At 63.3% G+C, this 20,952-nt stretch carries 16 protein-coding genes and 1 pseudogene; all 17 read right to left on the bottom strand.

Going from position 1 to position 20,952, the window contains the following annotated elements:
• Positions 1 to 41 precede the first annotated feature (41 nt).
• The 17 genes and pseudogenes from ACYVGC_RS17685 to ACYVGC_RS17605 all read right to left on the bottom strand — a co-directional run bounded on the left by ACYVGC_RS17685 (position 42) and on the right by ACYVGC_RS17605 (position 20,907).
• Complete coding sequence (locus ACYVGC_RS17685) at positions 42 to 257, bottom strand: hypothetical protein (RefSeq protein WP_460585173.1); 216 nt, start codon at positions 255 to 257, stop codon at positions 42 to 44.
• A gap of 51 nt (positions 258 to 308) precedes the next feature.
• Positions 309 to 431, bottom strand: a pseudogene (locus tag ACYVGC_RS17680) (integrase core domain-containing protein); the annotation flags it as partial.
• A gap of 39 nt (positions 432 to 470) precedes the next feature.
• Positions 471 to 692, bottom strand: a complete 222-nt coding sequence (locus ACYVGC_RS17675; RefSeq protein WP_460585172.1) for a DDE-type integrase/transposase/recombinase — start codon at positions 690 to 692, stop codon at positions 471 to 473.
• 101 nt (positions 693 to 793) lie between these two features.
• The gene (locus ACYVGC_RS17670; protein WP_460585171.1) at positions 794 to 2,923 is read right to left on the bottom strand and encodes a DUF4331 family protein; all 2,130 of its coding nucleotides are present in this window, start codon (positions 2,921 to 2,923) and stop codon (positions 794 to 796) included.
• Between the two features lie 606 nt (positions 2,924 to 3,529).
• Positions 3,530 to 5,131, bottom strand: coding sequence for a hypothetical protein (locus tag ACYVGC_RS17665; protein WP_460585170.1), 1,602 nt, complete (start codon positions 5,129 to 5,131; stop codon positions 3,530 to 3,532).
• Positions 5,132 to 5,300: 169 nt separating this feature from the next.
• Positions 5,301 to 6,164, bottom strand: coding sequence for an alpha/beta fold hydrolase (locus tag ACYVGC_RS17660; RefSeq protein WP_460585169.1), 864 nt, complete (start codon positions 6,162 to 6,164; stop codon positions 5,301 to 5,303).
• 37 nt (positions 6,165 to 6,201) lie between these two features.
• The gene (locus ACYVGC_RS17655) at positions 6,202 to 7,356 is read right to left on the bottom strand and encodes an alpha/beta hydrolase (RefSeq protein ID WP_460585168.1); all 1,155 of its coding nucleotides are present in this window, start codon (positions 7,354 to 7,356) and stop codon (positions 6,202 to 6,204) included.
• 128 nt (positions 7,357 to 7,484) lie between these two features.
• Complete coding sequence (locus ACYVGC_RS17650; RefSeq protein WP_460585167.1) at positions 7,485 to 8,273, bottom strand: LytR/AlgR family response regulator transcription factor; 789 nt, start codon at positions 8,271 to 8,273, stop codon at positions 7,485 to 7,487.
• Between the two features lie 16 nt (positions 8,274 to 8,289).
• Positions 8,290 to 9,342 (bottom strand): sensor histidine kinase, encoded by a 1,053-nt coding sequence (locus tag ACYVGC_RS17645; RefSeq protein ID WP_460585166.1) that lies wholly within the window; start codon positions 9,340 to 9,342, stop codon positions 8,290 to 8,292.
• A gap of 1,161 nt (positions 9,343 to 10,503) precedes the next feature.
• Positions 10,504 to 11,118, bottom strand: coding sequence for a hypothetical protein (locus ACYVGC_RS17640; protein WP_460585165.1), 615 nt, complete (start codon positions 11,116 to 11,118; stop codon positions 10,504 to 10,506).
• 37 nt (positions 11,119 to 11,155) lie between these two features.
• The gene (locus ACYVGC_RS17635; protein ID WP_460585164.1) at positions 11,156 to 12,124 is read right to left on the bottom strand and encodes a sodium:proton exchanger; all 969 of its coding nucleotides are present in this window, start codon (positions 12,122 to 12,124) and stop codon (positions 11,156 to 11,158) included.
• A 48-nt stretch (positions 12,125 to 12,172) separates the two neighbouring features.
• Positions 12,173 to 12,430 (bottom strand): hypothetical protein, encoded by a 258-nt coding sequence (locus tag ACYVGC_RS17630; protein WP_460585163.1) that lies wholly within the window; start codon positions 12,428 to 12,430, stop codon positions 12,173 to 12,175.
• Positions 12,431 to 12,463: 33 nt separating this feature from the next.
• The gene (locus tag ACYVGC_RS17625; protein WP_460585162.1) at positions 12,464 to 13,063 is read right to left on the bottom strand and encodes a cation diffusion facilitator family transporter; all 600 of its coding nucleotides are present in this window, start codon (positions 13,061 to 13,063) and stop codon (positions 12,464 to 12,466) included.
• 104 nt (positions 13,064 to 13,167) lie between these two features.
• Positions 13,168 to 14,409: an efflux RND transporter periplasmic adaptor subunit gene (locus ACYVGC_RS17620; protein WP_460585161.1), complete on the bottom strand. Its 1,242-nt coding sequence runs from the start codon at positions 14,407 to 14,409 to the stop codon at positions 13,168 to 13,170.
• A gap of 22 nt (positions 14,410 to 14,431) precedes the next feature.
• Positions 14,432 to 18,829, bottom strand: coding sequence for a CusA/CzcA family heavy metal efflux RND transporter (locus ACYVGC_RS17615; RefSeq protein ID WP_460585160.1), 4,398 nt, complete (start codon positions 18,827 to 18,829; stop codon positions 14,432 to 14,434).
• Between the two features lie 141 nt (positions 18,830 to 18,970).
• Positions 18,971 to 20,233 carry a sensor histidine kinase gene (locus tag ACYVGC_RS17610; RefSeq protein ID WP_460585159.1) on the bottom strand — a complete coding sequence of 421 codons (1,263 nt, stop codon included), beginning with the start codon at positions 20,231 to 20,233 and terminating at the stop codon, positions 18,971 to 18,973.
• Positions 20,230 to 20,907, bottom strand: coding sequence for a response regulator transcription factor (locus ACYVGC_RS17605; RefSeq protein ID WP_460585158.1), 678 nt, complete (start codon positions 20,905 to 20,907; stop codon positions 20,230 to 20,232). The genes ACYVGC_RS17610 and ACYVGC_RS17605 overlap by 4 nt, the downstream gene beginning before the upstream one ends.
• Positions 20,908 to 20,952 lie beyond the last annotated feature (45 nt).

Here is a 20,952-nt window from a genome sequence, read left to right as displayed (position 1 = left end):
GCAGGGACACTTTTACCCGATAGCCCGCCGTATTCGGCCCCTTACTCGTGCTCGCGAGCGTCCAGGCGGGCAATTACTTCCTCCAACGTCAAGACGCCCCGCACAAACTGGTCGAGCAGCAAGCGTTCGTACATTTTAGGCATTAACGACGTGCCCTGGGCGATATTCAGCGCGGCCGTTACCAGGCGCTGGCGGCCGTGCTCCGTGTCCAGCAGCGAAGGTTTCCGGCTCAGATGCAAGGAAAGGGAAGGCTTCATCCCCCAAAGTTCGCCCCGCGTGAAATGCTATACAAGCTGAACCAGGGTCGATTAGTGGCTGATTTCCAGGCGCGCCTCATTCAGGTTGCAGAAGCTGCCGCCATCGAGCAGTTCTGTCTTGAGTCGACTCCAAAACGATTCGGCGTGGGCATTATCGTAGCAGTTACCGCGGCGGCTCCTGCTTTGTACGGCTTGGTGGCGTGCTACTAAGTCCTAAAAGTTGGTGGCTGAATACTGACTGCCTTTGTTGGAGTGGACAAGTAGGCCAGCTGGAGGCTGACGTATGGCCAGGGCCCGGCGCCTTGCCTCGCTCACTAAGTCTTCGGGCATGGATTCGCGCACGTCCCAGCCCACCACTTTGCGGGAGTAGCGGTCGAGCCAGGTGGCCAGGTACAGCCAGCCCCCGCCCTGTTTGGGCACGTAGGTGATAGCCATCCAGTAGGAAAGAGCCCCCGCATGGCCAAAAAGGCTATGCGGGGACTCTTTCCTACTGGATGCTTCACCAAACCCACAAGTAGCTTGGTAAGGAAGCTAGCTTATTGGCGCTCGATGTGCAGCGACTGAACCAAGGTCTTGCCAGAGTAAAGCGAGGCAATATATTGGCCCGGTACTATTGACGCGTTGGGCTGCCATTTAATATCGGTTACGCCAGCCGGGTAACTTTTTGCCGCAATGGTGGCTACTTGACGGCCTAGCACATCGCGAATCTGCACGGTGAGGGTAGTGGCCTGTGCCAACTCTAAATGCAGGGTGGTGAGGCCCGTCGAGGGGTTAGGATATGCGGTGGCCATCGTGAGGGTAGGCGCTAGTCCCAGCGTTTGGCTGGGAGCTAACTGCGCTAGCGCAATGAGTTGTGCTTTCGTGCCGCTCCAGGGAGCTTGCACGTAGGGGAAAGCAGCTTTAAGCGTCGTGTCGTTCTTTTCGATGCCGGTCGTGAAGGTCAGCACGTTGCTGAGCTGCAGCGTAACCGGGTCGGTAGCGGTGGCATTGAAGTCGTCATACCACAAACCCAGGGAGGCCAGCACCACACCGCTCACCGTTTGCAACTCAATGCGGGGGGCGTCATCTTCGAGGCGGCGACCATTCGGAAAGCCATCCATGTTGGGAATGAACTGGAGCGCCGCGCTGGTATTGTAGCGCGCATCTGTCAGGCCGAGCTTAGCGGCGGCCAATAGTCCCTCCGAGCTGAAGTCGGGCGAATTACGCGGCGTAGTTGGCACGGCCATATTCAGGCGCAGCATATCCCCGATTACGGGCAAAAAGTTGTTGATAAAGGGCTTACCAGCGGCCAGCGGATTGCCGCCCTTGCCGGTAGCCAGTTGGAACGGAATGGCATTTGGTACCCCAGTCAGGAAGATGGGCAGGATGTCCACCGAACGCGGCTTGCCAGCTTGCAGCAGGATGGGGCCATACGTGGGGTCGGCAAATACCGTTCCCGCCCGCTGAGCGGTGGTGAGCACCGAGAGGCCATCGGCCCCGTTGCGGAAGTCAAAGCCATTGGCGGGCAGGCCCGCCCGGCCGGCCAGCGACTTCGATTGAATGCGCAGCTTGCCAAAGCCGGGCACTGCTTCGCCATAGTACGTTTGACCGGCTGGCTTGGGCGCCGCCCCATTCACGGGCGTATTATCGGCCATGTACAGCGCTAGCTCGGGGTTCACGAAGTTGGCCTGAAACGCCGCATTTTCCGTGTAGGGCGTGCGGGCGTTGAACTCGTCTTTGTTGCCTACTGGGTTCACCACCTCATTGTCAAGCGGCATGCCCAGGCGCGATACCTGCACGTAGTTGCCCGAAAAAGTCTGCGCGCCAGTGGTAGTGCCAGTAGCAGTGGGTTCTACCAAGGTCTTTAGCGAGGGGCGGCTAGCTGACGCCCACACCCCAATGACATAGTCTGGGTCCAGGATATTAGCGGCCATGGCCCCCGTTTTACCTGTTTTCTGCAAGGCGGAAATCGGAATTTGCAGGGCAATGGTATTGACGTTCTTCCGCGCCAACCCGTCGCGAGCGTTAGTAGGCCGCACGCCGCCCAGGTCCTCAATGGCGCCAATATCCACGAAGAACGGGTCATCCACGGGGCCGCAGAATACTTTGCCGCCGCCAGCGGTGGTAATGGCACTGGTAATCAAGGCGTCATAGCTAGGGGCGCCCAAGCCCGCCGGCCCGCTGATGGCGCGCGGCCCGACGTTGTAGGCCGGTACCGTGCCCGCGGCTACCACCGTGGTAAAGGCGGCCCCCCGCAGGCTCTGCTCCAGCTTGTAGGTCGTCTTCAGGTTTTCTCTACCCAGCCGAATATTGAAGTGGGTGGTAGGGTCCTCGTTGGTACGCGTGAAGGTGAAGCGGTACGTAATGTCATCGCCCGTCGTGGTGGCGTCGTTCTTGATGTGAATCTCATACCGAATATTCTCGCCGAAGTGGTAGTAGTTCGGCCCCCCCTGCGGCAGCTGAAACGGAATAAAGTCGGCGATGATGTCAATCATCTCCGCATTGTTGGGGTCCCGGAAGGCATACACGTCCGTGTTGTCAGCCAGCGGGTCATCGGCAATGAGCGGCGCCTCGCGGTGCGAGGAGGCCTCCAAGTAATTGGTATGTCCGCTCCACGTGAGCAGGCCGCCGATAGCGGCAGCAGCTAACGCTACTTGAAGGGCAGGACGGGTAAGCAGTTTTTTCATGAGGAAAGAAAATGGGGAATAGAAACTGAAGGGTGGACTAGCTGCGCAGCAAGTGCTTAAGACGTAAAAAATGAGTTGTTTACACCGCTATAAATATAGGTACGGCGAATCTTCCCCCGCAGATTAAGTCCGGCGCGAATACGCTTGAAATAGGTCCTGTACGCTTCTTTATTTAGTAGGCCAATGGTCAGGCCCCCAAAGGGGCACCATAGGGAATCAGGGCTTACGCATCAAACAGCTTACACGGCTTTTCCTGCACTTGGAGGCACATTCGGTTAGGAAACCTGGCGACAGTAAACGGTAGTAAAATAGCTCTGGAAAGCGCGAAATCACTTGCTGAATTTTGATGCGTAAGCCCTGGCATAAGCACTCGGCCAATTTTGATGCGTAAGCCCTGACCTAAAATAACCCTAAAATGCGTAAGTCCTAAAAGGGAAGCTGACAGCAGGTAGAAGCCTGCGGGCGCACCGCATCATTTTCAGCTCCGTTGTAACCGGAACTTTCGTTACTGCTAACAAAAAGCGCGCTGAACAATTAGTCAGCACGCTGCTGATTTTGAGTAAAGACAGGCAATGATTTTCTGCCCGTAATCACCGGTAAAGCACGTTACTTGCTATCCGTATCCAGGCTTTTCAGATAGGCCACCAGCACGCCGCGCTGTGCGGAGGTGACGACGTAGAAAGGGTGGGGCGACGTTTTACCGCGCTTGGGGTCGAGCAGCTCGTCGAGGCTGTGCACCGAGTCGTCGTGCAGGAACACGGGCTTGCGCGCCAGGTCCAGCAGCAGCGGCAGGGCGTTGCCGCGAATGCCGCCGCCAGGGCTGGCATCCACTACTATCATCTTATCGTCAAACGTACCGGGCGCATTCTGGATGGGCGTGAGCGGGGGCTGGCGCTGGGCCAATACCTTGGGCACGTAGCCCGGCCAGATAACGTTCATCGGCACGAGCTTGCTTTGCACCGCGATGCCCTGGTTCGTGTTGTGGCAGTCCGTGCACTTCTCCGAAACGAAGAGGGCACGGCCTTGCGCGACCAGTGCCGGGCTGGTGACCACGCCTTTGGGGGCTTGCAGGCTGTTGACGTAGGCTTGCAGGTCGCGCAGCTTTTGCTCGTCAACGCGCTTGCCGGTGGGGGTCGGCGGGTCGCCGGCCTTGCCCTGCATATGAGCCGTCACGTAGGGGTAGCCCGTGACGCCGGTGGCGGCCAGCACCCGCTTGTAGCCGGCCAGCATCGAGTCGCCGGCCGTGGCCCCGAGGCCGTGGATAAACTGCATTCCACCGGGCGACAGCAGGTTGCTCTGGTCAAACAGGGCCGTGTACACCGTGTTGTTGAAATCGTTCAGGTCGCTGTTCTGACCCGACGAGCCGTAGGGCGCAGCCAAATCCTGGCGGAAGAAAGGCGTGATGTGCACCGGGTTGCCGTTGCCATCAGGCGAATCGTCAAACATGCCCACCGGGTAGTATTTCGGGTTGCTGAAGTAGGCATCAAACTCCGCTTCCGTCGACTTAGCCGTCAGGCCTTTCGGAGCGCGGCCGATGGTGCTGCCATCGGGCCCGACCAATTGCGAGGTGGTAAAAAATGCCCGCGTATTACCACAAGTAGCCAGTAGCTTGCCCACGTTGAGTGAGTGGGGAGTAGGCCCGTCGATGCGCTTGCCGATGGTGCCTTTGCCCGTAAGCTCATACACCGACTTGTCGGTGACGGCGTGGCACAGCGCGCAGGTCACGCCCACTTTACCGCCCTTGGGTACCATGCCAATCACGGCGTTGGCCTGCACCAACTGGTCCAGGATACCGGGGTCGTTGAGGTGAGGCGCTTTACCCGGCGAATGGTCCGTTTTGACCTCGCTGGCCAGGGTAGTTTTCAGGCTGGCCGGAATGGCATCAGCATCGAAGTTCACGCCGGCTTGCAGGGCTTGCAGCACCGTGAGCTTAGCCGTTTTCATGCCCTGGGGCATCCGGGCGGCGTCGGTCCAGAAGCCCTCGTCGCCGAAGGTCTCGTAGCGGTACACATCGCGGCCGGCCGCGATGCTGCCCGCGTGCAGGGCGGTGCTGGTGGCGCCGCTTTGGGTGGTGTCGCCCACGGCCTCGTGGGCGGTGGTCGCCTCGGTGGTGGCGGTCGAGCCGCCGCTGTTGCAGGCCACGGCCGCCACTACGGCCAGGCCCGACGCCACCAATGCGGGCCCTCTGAAATATTGAAAAGTGAACATTGAGTAGGGGTGAAGGAGGTGGAGAAGCACAGTTCCCTAGTCGGGCAGCTGGTTGATGTCGGTCGGCTCAACCTTGGCCACTACTGCGGGTCGCAACGTCTCAGAAGCGGGCCGTCCCAAAAGAGAGTTCCGACCCGGCACCGGGTCGGAACTCTTGCTGGATGGGTGGCTACGCGGCTGGTTCGCCGCGCACTTCGAGCTTGGTGGCAAAAGCGATGAGGTCGCGGTTAAACTTGTCCTTCTCCGTAATAAAGAGGCCGTGAGGAGCCCCATCATACGTAATATAGGTCGTGTGCTGCAGGTGCTGGCGCATGCGCTCGGCGCTGTTTTGGATAGGCACTGTCTTGTCCGCCTCGCCATGCACAACGAGTGCGGGGACCGTAATGCTTGCCAGGTCCTGGCGGAAATCGGTTTCCGCGAACGCGTGGCCGCACGCTACCGTGGCCTGGTGCGAGCCCAGCGCGGCCAGCCCAAACGACCAGTCCAGCACGGCCTGGCTGACGGGCTTCGAGAGCAGGCCTTCGCCGTAGAATTGCTTGCCGAAGGTTTGCAGAAAGTCAAACCGGTCCTTGGCGAGGTTCGCCTGAATATCGTCAAAAGTAGATTGGTCCACCCCGTCCGGGTTATCGTCCGTCTTCAGCAGGTACGGCGTCACGGAGGAGACGAAGGCCACCCGCGCCACGCGGGCCCCGCCGTGGCGGCTCATGTAGCGCGCCACTTCGCCCCCACCCATCGAAAACCCGACCAGCGTGACGTTTTGCAGGTTCAGCGTGTCGAGCACGGCTTTCAAATCGTCAGCCAGCGTGTCGTAGTCGTAGCCTTCAAAGGGCTGGGACGAGTGGCCGAAGCCGCGCCGGGTATAAGCAATTACGCGCAGGCCGTGCTTGGGCAATTCGCCCAACTGGTAGGTCCAGGCCTCGTGGCTCTGGGGCCAGCCGTGAATCAGCACCACGGGCGCGCCCTGCCCTTGGTCGGTATAGTGAAGTTTAATGTCTTCGCCGTTGGCGTCCTGACCGACTTTGAGGTAGCGCATAGGAGAGAAGAGAAAAGCAAGTGATTGCTAACGGCGACTATTGGAAAGCCGCTTTGAGCCGCGTGGCGGCAAAATCCTGCGCGTCGTTGGCCGGCGGCACCACGGCATAGGTGCCGAAGAACTCGTGCGTGGTACCCGCGTACAACTGGTAGGTAGTGGTGACGCCCGCCGCCGTCAGCTTGTCGCGCAGCGACATGCCCTCGGTTTGCAGCGGGTCAATTTCAGCGGCAATGATGGTGGTGGGGGGTAACCCTTTCAGGTCAGCCACGTCGACCAACGAAATCAGACGGTTGTCGCCATCGGCGGGCGTGGTAAAGTACAACCCGGTGAAATACTGAATATTGGCTTTGTTGAGCGGCACCGCGTTGGCGTACTGCTGGTAAGAAGCCGTGTTCAGGTTATTGTCGGCCACGGGGTACACCAGCAGCTCGTGCACGGGCAGCGTCAGGCCGCGCTCGCGGGCCAGGATGCACACGGCAGCGGCCATGTTGCCGCCCGCGCTCTCGCCGGCCACCGCAATTTTAGCGGGGTTCACGCCGAGGGTCGCCGCATTGTCGCGCACGTACTTATAGGCGGCGTAGGCGTCTTCGTGGGCCGCCGGAAACTTGTTCATGGTTTCGGACGCCAGCCGGTAGTCCACCGAAAACACGATGGCCCCCGTGCGCTCGGCCAGAGTCTGTGCCGAGGGCTCGTACACGTCGAGCGAGCCAATAACCCAGCCGCCGCCGTGGTAATACACGATAGCCGGGCGGGCACCGGTGGCCGCGGCCGTGGGCGTGTACACGCGCACCGGCACGCCATCAGGGGCTGAAGCCGCCGTGTAGGCTTTGGGCAACACCATTTGGCTGACGGTGACGGCGGCCGCCGGCGCACTGCGGTTATTCTTGGCCAGCAGCGTGTTCACGGCATCGGTCACGCTATGCGTCATGCGGGCCTGGCGGGCCGAGAGGGTGGGCAGCATCGGGTCATTGAAGGCCATAAACTGCTCAATGACCGCCCACATCTGGTCATTCTCGTTGGGCGCGTAGCTGGGCTTGGCCGTAGTGGGCTGGACGAGGCTGGGCGACGAGTCGCCGTCTTTCTTACAGGAGGCGAGCGGGGTGCCCACCGTAGCCGCGAGGGCAGCGAGCACGAACACGCGCGGCAGGCGGCCCAGCGAAGAGCGGGTTGGGGATGAATGAAGGTGTGGCATAGAGTTGGAAAAGGAAGCTGGGTAACGCATACGCACCCTAGCCGGGCTGCTCAGCGCGAAGGGACGAGCTGGCCGCTACCAGGGACGAGTTGCTTGCCCAGGCCGGTGAGCGGTCCGCCGACCTTTCTTTAGGAAATGAACTGCTGGAGAAAGTGTTGCAAGCTTTCGCTGTAGCTGCGCGAGGAGCTTAGGTGCGTGCCATCGTGCAGGGTCATCAGGAACTCGCCGTGGGCCCAGGGGTGCAGTTCCTTGACCTGCTGCATGTTCACGATAAGCGAGCGGTGGATGCGCAGGAACTGGGCCGGGTCGAGCTGCTGCGCCAGCTGGCTCAGGGTGGTGCGCAGCACGTGCTCGGTGCCCTGGGCATGCACCGTGACGTAGTTGGCCGCCGCTTCCAGGTACTGGACCTGGGCCGTGGGCACGAAGTAGTAGCGGCCCGGCTGCTTGATGAGCAGCTGGGCCGGAAAGGTGGTCGCAGCGGGCGCCGGCGGCAGGGTGCCCAGTAACGCGGCAAGCGGCTGTTGGAGCGCGCCCCCCTGCTGGTGCTCGAGGCGCTGGCGTACGTGGGCGAGGCAGCGGGCAAACCGGTCCGGGTCCAGGGGTTTGAGCAGGTAGTCGACGGCGTGGTGTTCAAACGCTTGCAGTGTGTACCGGTCGTAGGCCGTCACGAACACCACCAGCGGCAGGCGCGGCACGTGCTGCACGCGCTGGAGCACCTGCACGCCGCTGAAGTCCGGCATCTGCACGTCCAGGAAGACTAGGTCGAGGCTGCTATCCCCGCTGAGCGCCGCCACGGCTTCCGTGCCGTTGCTGCACTCGCCCTGGATGGTGAAATCGGGCCGCTCGGCCAGCAGCTGCCCAATGCGGCGGCGGGCCAGGGGCTCATCATCGACGAGCAGGGTGCGGATGGGTTCCAAGGGCGGGGGCGAGGGCTTAGGTTAGAAAAGGCAGTTCCAGGTGGACGGTTGTGCCCTGGCCGGGGGCCGGGCGCAGGGCCAGGACGTAGCGGTCGCCGTAGAGGGCCCGCAGCCGCTGCTCGGTGTTGGTGAGGCCCACGCCCCGCGGGCCGGCCGGCGTAGGACCGGGGCCCGAATCCCTTACTTCCAGGATAAGTTGCCCGTCGCGCCGGTCGGCCTGGATGTGCAGCTGCCCTTGGCCGCCCGCACTCAGGCCGTGGCGCACGGCGTTTTCGACCAGCGGCTGGAGCAGCAAGTGCGGGACCAACGCGGGCAGGGCCGCCGCCGACACCTGGTACGTGACGGCGAGCCGGTCGGAAAACCGCAGCTGCTCCATTTCTAAATAGAGCCCGATGAAGTGCAGCTCGTGCGAAAGCGGCACTTGCTGCGACTCGGTGTGGTCGAGCACCATGCGCAGAAATTCGCCGAGCTTGGCCGTCATGCGCTGCGCTTTGTGGGGCTCGTCGCCGATGAGGGTGGCAATGGCGTTGAGGGTGTTGAAGAGAAAGTGGGGGTTGAGCTGCTGCTTGAGGGCCAGCAGCTGGGCTTGCACGAGCTGCATTTCCAGGCGCACAGCGTCTAGGTTGCGCCCCTGCCATTTGTCGTGGTAGTCCAGGGCGTAGGCCACGAATAGGACCATCCAGTAAATGGGAATCCAGACGTTAACTGACGCCAGAATGAACGCCCACGACGCTTGCACCCCAGGCGCGCCGCTTAGGTAAAGCGCGCCGACGTACAGGCTGCGGTAGAGGATGGTGAGCCCCACGCTGGCCCCAGCGTGCACCAGCAGGTAGGGGAGCCAGTGTGCGCGGCCCGCCGTCAGGTTGAAGCGGGTGGCCAGCCGGAAGACGACCGGGGTAAGCAGCGTGCCAATCAGCCCGTAGATTAATGGGCCCAGCAGCAGGGTGCGCCAGTGCAGCGGCGTGGCCCCCGTCAGAGCCTGCCCGTACGCGAGCACCATCATGAAAAGCGTAAACACGCCCCAGGCCAGGGCCACGCGCAACCAGGTAATGCGATGAAATAAGGACATGCGGAAGAAAACGAACAGGCCCTCTCCAACGCGTAATCCAGGAGGCGAGTTGGCGACGCCTTCCTGCTTGGACGTGCGGGTGCTGGGGCGTTGCTTCGGGGCAAGCGCGTTATTAACCGGCAACCGGCTACCTGTAGGATTAGCCCCTTTTTAAACGCAGCGAATTACTCCTCTGTTTGGCCAGGACCCAGGCAATCATTCCAGCGTCCGCCGGTTTGCCTGGCGGGAAACGGGCAGGTAGTCACCTGCGCAAGTCGCTTTCTCCCCTAGGCAAACGCCGGGAAGGCGGGTGCGTATAGCGCCGACTTTATTTAGGTTATTTGATAGGTTAGCCGCCATGAGTGAACAGATTGTAAAAACATGTTTAAATAATATTAATGTCTTGACTGTCAAAATATTAACAAGGATACTAGTTAGTTCTTTGCGGGCTTTTGTTGCGCTCTGCAACCAACACTTGCCGGCTAACTATCTACAGCAGCGTTAGTGTTTCGCTCAGCTAGCTATCAGCTACTTGTTCCAAGCTGACCGGTAAGCGAGCTACTAACTAATTTTAAGGAATGACTATGCTGCCCCACCTGATGCTTCAGCCCCGCTCGCGGCGTTCCCAACAGCGACGTCGCCGCCGCCGCATGCTCTTGGTCGTGTTGCTCGGGGCTGCCTTAGCCGGCGGTGCGTATTTGGTCCACTAAGAAATCACTGAATGTGCCGGATAAAGGAGGGCCAACCAAATTTTAACTTAGTGCCGATGGGTAAAGGTTATTATAACTTGTTCTCTAATTTACTTAACTGGGCGATAAGTACGATAACTAACGCTTATCGTACCCAAACTATCATTTCTGAATGGCAATCCTGAATTGTCTTCAGCGCAGCCTTTATAATTAGGAGTAGTTAGATTCTGGTTAAATAGGTAGCGTTCCTGACAGGTAGGGGAGAACAATATTTACTTACCGCTACCTAGTTGAGCTGAGTGAAACCAGTCATTTCACCCACCGACAAGAAACGCTTTTCTCCACTGCCAACTGGCTCACTTTACTGGGAAGCGTACACCCCGCCGATTTTACAGAGGCCAGCCAGAAAGAAGACGAGTAGGGGTTTGAGCAATGCCAGCATGGAGCACGAGTTGAGAACATAAGCGTTAGCTGTTGAGATAGGTGCTGCGGCCTATTCCCGATGACTTAGCGCAAACGCGACGCCTAACGAGACTTCCACGCCGCCAGGGGAGAGAAAATGCACGGCGTCGCGCAGCGACTGTCGGGAAGACTCCGCTAGGTACTCGATGGGGTCGTCGCCGAGCACGAAGCCGTAGCCGAGGGTGCCCAATACGGCAAAGCGCGGCGTGGGCTGCCAGCGCAAGCCGCTGCGCAGGTGCAGCAGGTTAGTGGAAAGGAAATTGATGTGGGCTTCCTCGCTGCTGGTGTAGGTATGGTCAAAAACGCGGTGCGCCTCCGTTACGTGTACGTCCTGCCGGCCACCGCTGTGTACCAGGTTAGCCCCGAAAAAGGGTGATACCCGGTGCTCAGGGGCGAGGTAATAGGTAGCGCCCACGCCTATTTTGATGCCGGTGATGCTAGCCCCTACCCCGGCGTTCAGGTCCAGCCGGTGGGTGAGGAGGTGGCTGACGTCTAGGCCCCACCCGTAGGGAGCACCCCACCCGAGCGTGAGGCCGAGCGAGGTGCGCGGGTAATGGCAGGCCGGTGCGGGAGCATCCTGGGCATGGGCAGCAACCGCTTGGACGGAAAGGGCAAGGGCCAGGAGGATAGGGCGAGAGAAGCACATGAAGAAAAGGTTGTTTTCGAGGTTGAAAAGGGTGCGGCTAAGAATTCAAGCTGTTGACGGAGGCGGCCGGGGGCTCGGCCCGGGCCAGCAGGCCCACCCGGACGTACTGCACTAGGCCGGCGCGGTTCCAACAGAACAGCCCCGCAGCCAGGGCGATGTACCCCCACCCCATACCGGTGAGCAGCCGCACGCTGCGGGCCTCGTCGTGCTGAAACACCCACGCCAGGACAAACTGGACGCCGAACAGGACCAACAGGATGGCGGCGCTGGCCAAGCTCAGCCGCAGGCGCAAGAGCAGGGCCACGGCGAACAGGGACTGGGCAGCAGTGAGAAAAAACTCCTCGTGCTGGCGGGCATCCAGGGGAAACGAAGTGAAGTGGCCAGCCCCAAGGGCATACACTACCGGAATCATGCCCACGAGCAGGGTCCACTGATTGATTTTATCGCTGACCAGGGCCCCGAGGGCGGCCGTGGGGCGATTGTTGAGCACGAACAGCACCACCAGTACCACTTCGGGTACCTCGCTGGCGAAGGGCGCTACCCACTGCACCAGCAGGAACTGGTTAACGCCCAGGGCGCGGCCGGCAGCGAGCAGGGCTTCGGCAAAAGGCTCAGCGGCCATGACGATGACGGCCACGGCCACCGCGGTCAAAACCCCCATAATCAGCCACTGCTGGCGCACGGGCAGGGTAGCCAGCACGGCGGCGGGGCCGACTTCGTCGTCGTCATCCTCGGGTTCGTCGGCCTCGCCGTGGTCGGCTTTGGGCAGCTGGCTCAGGCGCCAGAGGTAGGCAGCGAAGATGCCGACCAGCACCCCGAAATCAACGAAGCCGATGCGGCCTTTCCAGACGATGACGAAAGAATAGAGGCTAGCAAGAGCCAGGTAGGCGATTTCGGCCGCATTGTCCCAATTCAACGCCACGGCCCGCTTGCCGCTGTGCCACCAGTAGAGCCCCACAATGAGCGGCCAGCCCGCGCCGATGAGCAGGCGGTTGGCGCCGGTCATGTTGGCAGCCGAAATGCCGGCGTAGGCGGACGCTGGGTGCAGGCCAGCCTAATAAGTGTAGTATAAATCCACGGCGTACTCGGGCAGCACCGTGACCAGGGCCAGCACGCCGATGACCAGGCCCTGCGAGACGTGCTCCTCGGCCGCCTCGGCACCCCACGAGAGCAGGAAGCCCGCGCCCAGAATAGCGACGAAGAAAATGGCGGCCTCCAGCACCGGGGCCGCATGGGTGCCGGTCAGGCGCAGGTAAAAGCCGGGCAGCGTCGCGGCCACGGCCAGGGCCACGTAAAGGAAGAATTTTCTCATGCCTAGAAAAGCCTAATGAAGTAAGGAAGTAGATCAGGTAGTGCCGGTGAGGGCGCGGGCTTCGTGCCAGGCGTGGCGGGCTTCCCAGAAGCAGTAGCCGGCCAGGCCCAGGCCCACGACCGTATCGGCCCACCACCAGCCCCGCCAGGCGTTCAGCCCCAGGCCCAGCAGCACGGCCCCCGCCAGGGCTGCGTCCACCAAGGTCACGCGCCCCTCGGTTTGCAGCACGGGGTTGCGCAGCTGCCGGCCGATGCGGTGCTTGCCCCAGGCCAGGGCCAGCATGAGCACGCAGGTGAGGGTTATCCAGCCCACGCCCAAAGTTGAAGGCGCCGGGCGGACGGCATGGGCCCAGCTCCAGCCGCTTTGCGCCACCAGGTACAGGCCCAGCGCCAGAAATGCCCCGCTAAGCCACCGCAGCGCGGGTGCCTGCCGGCTGCCCCCCGTGCCGCGCAATTCCCACAGCACCACGGTGGAGGCCCCGATTTCCAGCAGCGTATCCAGGCCGAAGCCCACGAGGGCTACGGAATGCGCCGCCGGAGCCGCCCAGGCGAGCACCGCCACCCCCAGCACGTTCCAGCCCAGGGTGGCGTATTCCAGGGCGATGCCGCGTCGCAGCAGCGTAGATTCATTCATGAGAGCCGGAACAAAAGAAGTGAGCGTGAGCGGAAAGGGAGGAGCAGGAAGGGATTTTTACCGGCACGGGAGTTGACCGGGGCCTACCCATCGCCTTACTCGATTTAATCGTCGTCGCCGTCGCCCTTTCCGCCACTGCCCTTATTTTGTTGGGCCTGGAGATAAAAGGCCCCGTTGACCACGATTTGGGCGTTGGCGGGCAGCTTATCGACCGGCGTAACGGCGGTGAAGCCCTTGGCGGCGGCGCCGGTGCGCACCTCGTGCTTTTCGTAGATGTACTCGTTGCCGGTGTCCTCGCGGCGGGTTTTGACCAGCGTATAGAGGTAGCTGGCCTCGCCTTCGGGCACGATGGCCGCGTCGGGTACAGTAGCCACGGCGGCGGGCGCGGCGGCCGGGTCCACGTCGATGACGGCATTGACGAACAGGCCGGGCAGCAGCTGCTCGTTGCGGTTGTCTTCGATGAGCGCGCGCACCTTCACGGTTTTGGTGGCGGCGTTAAAGGCCGGGTCGATGTAGGATACCTTGGCCTCGGTAGCGGGCAGACCGGGCAGGCTGGGAAAGGTGACGTGCACGGCCTGGCCCACGTGCACCTTGCCGAAATCCTGCTCGAATACCTGCAACTCAACGAACAGCCGGTGGGTGTCCAGCACCTCGAACAACGGGCCAGCCGGCGAAACCGAGGCCCCGAGGGCTAGCCCCGGCAGGTAGCGCAGGCGCCCGGCGAGCGGCGACCTGACCGGGATGCGGCTCACGAGGCGGCCGGCGCGCAGCGGCCCCAGGGCAATGCCCAGGGTCGTGAGCCGGCTTTCCAGGCTGCGCAGGGTGGCGCGGGCGGCGTTGTAGTTGGCGGCGGTCTGCTGCACGTTCTTGGCCACGCCCACCTGCTCGGCCAGCAGGGCCTTCTGGCGGTTATAGTCGGTTTCGAGGAACACGAACTGGTCGCGCTGGGTGAGGTAGTCCTGCTGGAGCTGCACGAAATCCGGGTTTTCCAGCTCGGCCAGCACCTGGCCCTGGCGCACGGCCTGGCCCTCGGTGACGGGCAGGGCGCGGATGATGCCGCCCTGGTAGGCGCTCACGCTGGCCCGGCGCTGCGGCGGCAGACTGAGCGTGCCGGTGGCCTTGACTACGTTGCTGACGTCCTGGGTGGTGAAGCGGCCCAGCCGGAGGTGGATGGCCCGCACCTGGTTTTCGGACAGCTGCACCTGGTTGGGGTCCAGCGGCGGGTCGGCGGCTTTAGCGGCCGCCGGGGCTTTGTCGTCGCCGTCGTCGGCGTCTTTCTGGCCGCAGCCGGCCAGGAGCAGCGAACAAACGAGCAAGCGGCCCACGGTGAAATAGGGAAACGTCATGGCAAGGGGGCGGCTGCCGGCGCTAGTAGCGACCGAGCAGGTAGGTCAGGGTGATGATGCTTTGGTTATAGAGATTCAGCGCGTCGAGGTACTGGCCGCGGATGCCGTAGGCCTGCGTGAGGGCCGCCACGTACTCCACGTAGCCGACCTCCCCGGCGCGGTAGCTCTTTTCGGCCACGCGCACGATTTCGCGGGCCTGTCCCAGCCCCGCGCTTTCGTAGTAGCGCAGCGCCTCGTCGGCTTTGCTCACTTCCTGCACCTGCTGAATAAAGGCCGTTTGCACGTTGTTGCGGGTGTTGGCCAGGTCGGCTTCGGCTACCCGGATGGCCAGCTCCCCGGCCTGGGCGCGGCTGCGCTGGGCGCGGGAGAAGATGGGTACGTTGATGGCCACGCCGTAGCCGTAGTAGCCGCCTTGCCCGGCCTGGGTCTGCTGGTTGTAGGCGGCCGAGAAGTCGGGCAGGTTGCGGGCTTTGAGCACGCGCTGCTGGGCCTGGGCCACCACGAGCTGCTGCTGAAAAAGGGCGAGGGTGGGGTTGTCACGGGCCAGGGTCGTATCGGTCAGGGCCGGGGGCAGCGGCAGCTTACGCAGGGCGTCGGCGGGCAGGGCGAGGGCCTGGGGGGCCCCGAGCACGCGCTGGAGCTCGCGGTCGAAGATGCGGCGGTCGGCCTCGGCCTGGCGGTGGGCCACCTCTACCTCGCGGGCGCGGGCGGCGGCCGATACCTGCTCCAGGTAGGCCGCTTCGCCGAGCCGGTAGCGCACGGCGGCGGCGCGGGCGAAGTCCCGGTAGAGGCTGTCCTGATTGGTGAGCAGCCGCAGCCGGGCCTGCCCGTAGGCGAGCTGGTAATACGCCGCCTGCACGTCGCGGCGCAGCCCGGCCTGGGTGAGGGCGCGGGTGCGCTCGCTCAGGGCCACCTGCTGGCGCAGGGCCTTGGTCTGCCACGTGTACACGGTAGGAAACTCGAAGCTCTGGGCGACGCCATAGGTTTTGTTGCCGAGCAGCACCGCGTTGTTGTCGTAGCTGTAGCTGAAGCTGGTGCGGCCCGGCTCCACGGCCGTGCCGAGCAGCGCCTGCTGCTGCTGCACCGAAAAGTTAGCGCTCTGAATGCCGGGGTTGCTGCGCAGGGCCTGGTTCAGGGCCGCGTCCAGCGTGAGGGGCGTGGGACCGGGTTGTGTCTGCCCGTAGCTGCGGGTCGGCAGCAGCCAGCTGCCCAGCGCGAGCAGGAGCACCAGCCCGGTGGTCTGCCCCGGATGGCTCCTGGTGGAGGAGGTTGGCGCGGTTTCCGTTTCGCCAGGGCTTGCCGCAGTCCCGCGCCCCCCTTTGAGAAAGAGGCTGTAGAGAATCGGCAGCACGACGAGCGTGAGCAGCGTGGCCGTAACCAGGCCGCCGATGACCACCGTGGCCAGCGGGCGCTGCACTTCAGCGCCGGCCGTATTGGACAGCGCCATCGGCAAAAAGCCCAGCGAAGCCACGGCCGCCGTCATCACCACCGGCCGCAGGCGGGCCGCGGTGCCCAGCCGCACGCGCTCCAACACATCGTGCACGCCCTCAGCTTCGAGGCGGTTGAACTCGCCGATGAGCACGATGCCGTTGAGCACGGCCACCCCGAACAGGGCGATGAAGCCCACGCCGGCCGACACGCTGAATGGCAGGCCCCGCGCCCAGAGCGCCACCACCCCGCCGATGGCCGAGAGCGGAATGGCCGTGAAAATCAGCAGTGACTCTTTCAGCGAGCCGAAGGTGAAAAAGAGCAGGCTGAAAATCAGGGCCAGCGCGACGGGTACCGCAATGCTTAGCCGCTGCTGGGCCTCGATGAGGTTCTGAAACTGCCCGCCGTAGCGGATGTAGTAGCCGGGGGGCAAAGGCAGCTGCTTACCCAGGACCGCCTGAATATCCTGCACCACGCTTTGCACGTCGCGGCCCCGCACGTTCAGGCCCACGGTAATGCGGCGCTTGCCGTCCTCGTGGGATATCTGGGCCGGGCCGTCTTTCAGGTCGATTTGCGCCACTTCGCCGAGCGGCACCTGGTTGCTGTCGGCCAGGGCCACGGGCAGGGCCCGCACGTCGTCGATGCCGGTGTGGTGGGCCGAGTCGAGGCGCAGCACCAAATCGAAGCGCTTAGCCCCTTCGTAAACCGTGCCGGCCGTGGCCCCGGAAAAGCCCGTGGCCAGCACATCGGATACCTCGCTCACGCTCAAGCCATATTGGGCCAGCCGGTCGCGGTTAAAGGCCACCGTGATTTGGGGCAGGCCGGCGGTGCGCTCGGCGGCCACGTCCTGCGCCCCGCTGATGGGGGCGATAAGGGCGGCGGCCTGGGCGCCGAGCGTGGCCAGGCGGGCCAGGTCTTCGCCGTAGATTTTTACGGCTACGTCCTGCCGTGCCCCGGAAATCAGCTCGTTGAAGCGCAGCTGGATGGGCTGCGAAAACTCGTAGCTCACGCCGGGCAGCACCGCCAGGGCCTTTTTCATCCGGTCGGCCAGCGCCTCGCGGGTGCTGGCGGAGGTCCACTCGGTCTGGGGCTTGAGCAGAATGGTGACCATCGCCACCTCGATGGGGTCGGGGTCGGTGGGAATGTCGGCCACGCCGATGCGGCTCACTACGCTCTTCACTTCGGGGAACTGCCGCCGCAGGATGTCCCCGACCTGGCCGGTAGTAGCTACGGTCTGGCCGAGAGCGGTGCCGGTGGGCATGTGCATCTCAATGGCCATGTCGCCCTCATCGAGCGTGGGAATAAACTCGCCGCCCAGGGTACGGAAGAGCAGGTAAGCGCCCGTCAGCAGGGCCACGGAGAGGCTGAGCACCACGGTACGGTGGCGCAGCGAGGCAGCCAGCAGCGGCGTATAGCCCCGCTGCACCCGCGCCATGAGCCGGTCGGAAAAGGTCTGCTTGGTATCCGCTTTGCGGCTGAGCGCCAGCGCGGCCATCATGGGCACGTAGGTGAGCGAGAGCAGCAGGGCCCCGATGATGGCAAAGGCCACGGTTTCGGCCATCGGCCGGAACATTTTGCCCTCGATGCCGGCCAGTGCCAGGATGGGCAGATACACCATCAGAATGATGATTTCCCCAAACGAAGCCGACTGCCGGATGCGGTGGGCCGAGTCATAGACGGCCGCGTCCATCTCGGCGTGGGTTAGCGCGGGGGAGCCGGCGGGCCGGCCGTGGGCCACCCGCGAGACGATGGCCTCGACGATGATAACCGCGCCATCCACCACCAGGCCAAAGTCGATGGCCCCCAGGCTGAGCAGGTTGCCCGACACGCCGAACAGGTTCATCAGGCTGATGGCAAAGAGCATGGCCAGCGGGATAACCGAGGCCACGACCAGCCCCGCCCGCCAGTTGCCGAGAAACAGGATGAGCACGAAAATCACAATCAGCGCGCCTTCCTCCAGATTTCGGGTGACGGTGTGGATGGCCCGGCCAATCAGGTCGGAGCGGTCGAGAAAGGGCTCGATGAGGACGCCCTTGGGCAGGGACTGCTGCACCTGGGCCATGCGCTCCTTCACGCGGCTTACCACCTGGTTGGAGTTTTCGCCCTTGAGCATGAGAATCACGCCGCCCACGACTTCGCCCTCGGTGTTGCGGGTCATGGCCCCGTAGCGCACGGCCGCCCCGAAGCGCACGTTGGCCACGTCGCGCACCAGCACCGGGGTGCGGCCCCGCACGGCCACCACCGTGCGGGCCACGTCGTCGAGGTTTTTGACCAGGCCCAGGCCGCGGATGAAGTAGGCCCGGGGACCTTTCTCGATGTAGGCCCCGCCGGTGTTACGGTTGCTGCCCTGCAAGGCCGTCAGCAGCTCGCTCATGGTGATGCCCACCTGGCGCAGGCGCTGCGGGTTCACGGCCACCTCGTACTGCTTGCGGTAGCCGCCGAAGCCGTTGATTTCGGCCACCCCGGCGATGCCGGCCAGCTGCCGGCGCACGGTCCAGTCCTGCAAGGTGCGCAGGTCCATCGCGCTGAACTGCCGCTCGTAGCCCTTCGCGGGGTGCAGCACGTACTGGTAAATTTCGCCCAGGCCGGTGCTGATGGGGGCCAGCTCGGGCGTGCCCGAGCCGGGGGGAATCTGCTGGATGGCGTCGAGCAGCTTTTCGCTCACCAGCTGGCGGGCCCGGTAGGGGTCCATGTCTTCGCGGAAGACGATGGTGACGTTGGAGAGGCCGAAGCGCGAGATGGAGCGTACCTCGATGACACCCGGCACGTTGGCCATCGCCAGCTCGATGGGGGCGGTGACGGTCTGCTCGATTTCCTGCGTGGCCAGCGCGGGCGAAATAGTATTGACCTGCACCTGGTTGTTGGTGATGTCGGGCAGCGCGTCGATGGGCAGCTGGGTGAGCGAATAGCTACCCCAGGCTACGAGCAGCAGCATCAGAAAGCCGATGACCAGCTTGTTGTGGATGGAGAAGTGGATTATCTTGTCAAACATGCGCGCATCGGCTCGTACAAGCGGGGTAGTACCCCGCTAAAAAAAGGTCGTGGTGAGGCGGTTGCGGAGCCAGCACTGCGCCCCCGACGTTGCCGGCCCGACGTTGCCGGTACAAGGCTACATGCCAATTCTATGCGGAGCTTATGCCGCAGTCGGGCGGGTGCTCACCCGCACTATATGCAGCCCTTCGGCCGACTCGTAGGTGTAGCGCAGCCCGAAGCCGTAGTGGCGGCACACCTGCTGCACGATGGACAGGCCGAGGCCCGGCGAGGCCGAGCCGGGCTGCTGCTTCTGGAACCGCTCGAAGTACCGGGTGGGGTCGCCTGAGAGGGCGGGGCCGGTATTGCGAACTTCCAGCGTGTGCGGGCTCAGCCGCACGGTCAGCGCGCCGCCGGGGTGATTGTGCTTGATGGCGTTTTGCAGCAGGTTCACCACCAGCGAATCGGCCAGGGCCGGGTGCATCCGCACCGGCACGGGGTCGGCCGCCTCATACGTCAGCGTAAGTTCTTTGCCGCTCACCAGCTCTTCCAGCAGCACCAGCTTTTCGGCCACCACTTCCGCCAGTCGCAGGGGCACGGCGTCCGGAAACTGGCCGTTTTCAATCTTGCTGAGCAGGGTCAGGCCCTGGTGCAGGCGCGAGAGGCGCAGCGTCGCGCCGTACGCGTCGCGCAGCAGCGGGGCCATTTCCGGGTTGCGGGCCCCCAGTTGCAGCAGGCGTTCCAGCTTGGCCTGGAGGATAGCCAGCGGCGTTTGGGTTTCGTGCGCCGCGTTTTCGGTGAATTCCTTGAGCGACTGATACTCGGCCCCCAGCCGTTCGCTCATCTGCGTGAGGGCCTGATTGAGCTCCGTAAACTCGTCAATGCCCGTGGCGGGCAGGTGCAGGGTGACGGGCTGACGTTGCAGCTCGTAGCTGCGCAGGGCGGCCAGGGTCTGGTGAAACGGCTGCCAGAGCCGGCCCGACAGCCAGCGGTTGAGCGCGGCCAGGCTCAGCAGCAGGCCAATGAGCACGGCGGCCAGCACGGAGAGTACCACGCCCAGGGGACTGTCGTTTTCGAGCAGCGACTTGCGCAGCGTTACCCAATAGGTCACCCCTTTTACCTGCACCGGGAAGTGCAGCTGCCGGAAAGGCTCCCAGCGCCGCCCCACCGGGTCGTATTCCAGCGTGTCGCTGAAGCCGGCCGGCCGGGGGTGGCGGCTCAGCGTGCGCTGGTCGCCCAAGGGCGCGGGCAGCCGGCCGGTGCGCTGCAAAATGGGCGTGAGGTAGCCCCGTTCGGTGACGAGCTTTTCCTCCATTTCCGTGCGTAGCGCCCACACCAGCCCCGCGTAGAGCGCGGCCGTGCCGGCGGCAAAGAGCAGAGCTGCCAGCAGCAGGTAGTAGCGGGTAGTGGTGGCCAGCAGCTTCATTCGGCGCTCAGCTCGTAGCCCAGCCCGTACACCGTGCGGATGTAGTCCACGGCCCCTTTCTCTTGCAGCTTTTTGCGGAGATTTTTTAGGTGGTTGTAGATAAAGTCGAACGAATCCGACGTGTCGGCCGCGTCGCCCCACAGGTGTTCGGCGATGCTTTCCTTGGTGAGCAGGCGGTTGGGATTGGCCAGGAAGTAGAGCAGCAGCTCGTATTCCTTGCGCGTGAGCGCCAGCAGCTCGTCGCCCACCAGCACCTGGGCCCGGTCGGGGCGCACGGTCAGGTCCCGGAAACGCAGTTCGTTGTGCCCCTGAAAGTGCCGGCGGCGCAGAATGGCCTGGACGCGGGCCGTCAGTTCGGCCAGGTGGAAAGGCTTGGTGAGGTAGTCATCCGCGCCCAGCTCCAGGCCCCGTACTTTGTCGTCGAGCGCCCCGCGGGCTGAAATGATAAGTACGCCGGCCGGCAAATTATCGGCTTTGAGGGTGCGTACCAAGTCCAGGCCGTCGCCGCCCGGTAGGGTCAGGTCCACGAGTACGCAGTCGTAGCGGTAGAGCTTGATTTTCTCGTGGGCCTGGGCGTAGGTGGCGGCTTCCTCGCAGCGGTAGCCGTCGCTTTGCAGGTGGGCCACCAGCGAAGTGCGCAAGGTGGGCTCATCTTCCACAATTAGAATTTTCACAATCGAACGGCTCAACGGGTATATCGTATTTGAGCTACGGCCCAA

The sequence above is a fragment of the Hymenobacter arcticus genome (assembly GCF_054779975.1).
This window is presented reverse-complemented; position numbering and strand designations above follow the sequence as displayed.

What these genes read in the sequence shown, in the direction of transcription:
- ACYVGC_RS17685 (WP_460585173.1), bottom strand. Translation starts at nt 257, where the DNA reads ATGAAGCCTTCCCTTTCCTTGCATCTGAGCCGGAAACCTTCGCTGCTG.
- ACYVGC_RS17675 (WP_460585172.1), bottom strand. Translation starts at nt 692, where the DNA reads ATGGCTATCACCTACGTGCCCAAACAGGGCGGGGGCTGGCTGTACCTG.
- ACYVGC_RS17670 (WP_460585171.1), bottom strand. Translation starts at nt 2,923, where the DNA reads ATGAAAAAACTGCTTACCCGTCCTGCCCTTCAAGTAGCGTTAGCTGCT.
- ACYVGC_RS17665 (WP_460585170.1), bottom strand. Translation starts at nt 5,131, where the DNA reads ATGTTCACTTTTCAATATTTCAGAGGGCCCGCATTGGTGGCGTCGGGC.
- ACYVGC_RS17660 (WP_460585169.1), bottom strand. Translation starts at nt 6,164, where the DNA reads ATGCGCTACCTCAAAGTCGGTCAGGACGCCAACGGCGAAGACATTAAA.
- ACYVGC_RS17655 (WP_460585168.1), bottom strand. Translation starts at nt 7,356, where the DNA reads ATGCCACACCTTCATTCATCCCCAACCCGCTCTTCGCTGGGCCGCCTG.
- ACYVGC_RS17645 (WP_460585166.1), bottom strand. Translation starts at nt 9,342, where the DNA reads ATGTCCTTATTTCATCGCATTACCTGGTTGCGCGTGGCCCTGGCCTGG.
- ACYVGC_RS17640 (WP_460585165.1), bottom strand. Translation starts at nt 11,118, where the DNA reads ATGTGCTTCTCTCGCCCTATCCTCCTGGCCCTTGCCCTTTCCGTCCAA.
- ACYVGC_RS17635 (WP_460585164.1), bottom strand. Translation starts at nt 12,124, where the DNA reads ATGACCGGCGCCAACCGCCTGCTCATCGGCGCGGGCTGGCCGCTCATT.
- ACYVGC_RS17630 (WP_460585163.1), bottom strand. Translation starts at nt 12,430, where the DNA reads ATGAGAAAATTCTTCCTTTACGTGGCCCTGGCCGTGGCCGCGACGCTG.
- ACYVGC_RS17625 (WP_460585162.1), bottom strand. Translation starts at nt 13,063, where the DNA reads ATGAATGAATCTACGCTGCTGCGACGCGGCATCGCCCTGGAATACGCC.
- ACYVGC_RS17620 (WP_460585161.1), bottom strand. Translation starts at nt 14,409, where the DNA reads ATGACGTTTCCCTATTTCACCGTGGGCCGCTTGCTCGTTTGTTCGCTG.
- ACYVGC_RS17615 (WP_460585160.1), bottom strand. Translation starts at nt 18,829, where the DNA reads ATGTTTGACAAGATAATCCACTTCTCCATCCACAACAAGCTGGTCATC.
- ACYVGC_RS17610 (WP_460585159.1), bottom strand. Translation starts at nt 20,233, where the DNA reads ATGAAGCTGCTGGCCACCACTACCCGCTACTACCTGCTGCTGGCAGCT.